The organism is Streptomyces sp. NPDC002130 (assembly GCF_040296465.1).
GTDB lineage: Bacteria > Actinomycetota > Actinomycetes > Streptomycetales > Streptomycetaceae > Streptomyces.
In genome coordinates this window covers 1-1420 of the sequence record NZ_JBEOXI010000843.1, presented here as the reverse complement: position 1 = coordinate 1420, position 1420 = coordinate 1, and the positions used below count along the sequence as shown (strand labels likewise).

Here is a 1420-nt window from a genome sequence, read left to right as displayed (position 1 = left end):
GCCTTCGGGGTAGCGGCAATCGTTGCGATTGTCGGACTCGTTGTCGCGGTGACGATGCCGAGGGCTGGGACTGGGGCAGCCGATGTTCAGTGGTCGTCGTCGTCCTCGTCGAAGTCCGCGACTCCGCGCTTCCAGTAGCCGGTGATCAGGTGGTCGCCCGAACTCAATCCGAGTTCGTCGCGCACGAATCTGCGAATCGGCTTGAGGCTGGTGGCCTCACCGGAGATCCAGGCGTAGACGCGCTCGCCCTCGGGCACCGTCACCGTTCGGACGGCCTGCTCGAGTAGATCGGAGTGACCGGCCGGCACGTCGCCACGGTACAGCCATCGCACCTCGACGCCTTCCGGAACGGTGAGTTCGATTTCCTGTGAAGGATCGGTGATCTCGACGAACACCCACCCGGCAGCAGCAGCGGGCATCATCTCGAGCCAACGAGCAATGGCAGGAAGGGCGGTGATGTCACCGGCAAGCAGATAGCGGTCGTACGTCCACGGAACCACGACGCCACCGGGCGGACCTGCCACGTGCACCCGAGTGCCGATGGTGGCCGCCTGAGCCCAATCAGAGGCGTACCCACCGTCGTGGAGTGCGAAGTCGAGGTCCAACTCCCCCGCCTCGGCGTCGTATCGACGGACGGTGTACTCACGCGAAATCGGCAGAGGACGAGGCCACTTCAGGCTGAATCCGTCTAGTTCGGGCAGTCTCAGAGACCCGTCGGCATCCGGGTAGACGAGGCGGACATGCTCGTCGGGAGCGTGCGATTCGAAGCCCGCCAACTCAGGTCCTCCCAAAGTCAGACGCAGCAGTCCGGATCCGACCATTTCGCTGCGAACGACTTCGAGTTCGCGAATGCCGATGGGGTACGGCACTTTTGCGCCGGTGGTTCCCGCCAGAACTTCGGCGATGGTCGCGAGGTGGTCTCCTCGGTTCATGAACTACCTTCCTTTTCCGGCGGAGCATTCCCCACCGGCACGGTGATGTCGGAGTGATCGACTTCGGCTGTCTCCGAAGTTACCCGACGCACCGAACCCAACGTTGCCAGGAGCACCAGGCCCAATGTCAGACCGGCGAGACCCAAGGCCAGCAGCGCAGCACCAGGCTCGAGCCACTGCCCGAGGAACCCGGCTGCCATCGACCCGATCGCCGTACCCGTGACAGCCTGCACCATCCACAGACTGGAGATGCGGCCGCGCAGTTCGTCCGGCGTGTTCTGTTGCAGGACGGCAAATCTCAGAATGTCGTTGAGGGCGCGTCCGAGGCCGAATCCGGCGAGACCGAGGAAAGCGACGAGTGCTGCTCCCGACGCACCCAGTACCACCAGGCCGAGAGGCATCAGCGCAACAGAGATCAACATCGCGGCGCCGTTGCGGTGGACTCGTCCTGTCCAACCGCTGGTGAGCGAACCGATCACGGCGCCGAC

The 1420-nt window shown here is 64.2% G+C and carries 2 protein-coding genes; both read right to left on the bottom strand.

Going from position 1 to position 1420, the window contains the following annotated elements; all coding sequences use genetic code 11:
* Positions 1-86 precede the first annotated feature (86 nt).
* Positions 87-932 (bottom strand): siderophore-interacting protein, encoded by an 846-nt coding sequence (locus ABT116_RS46200; RefSeq protein WP_298779942.1) that lies wholly within the window; start codon positions 930-932, stop codon positions 87-89.
* Positions 929-1420: MFS transporter (locus ABT116_RS46195; protein WP_351647199.1), on the bottom strand; the 492-nt coding region annotated here is incomplete at its 5' end. The genes ABT116_RS46200 and ABT116_RS46195, both read right to left, overlap by 4 nt.

Bases quoted from the DNA above. Each gene is read 5' to 3' on its own strand.
- ABT116_RS46200 (WP_298779942.1), bottom strand. From the start codon at position 932: ATGAACCGAGGAGACCACCTCGCGACCATCGCCGAAGTTCTGGCGGGA.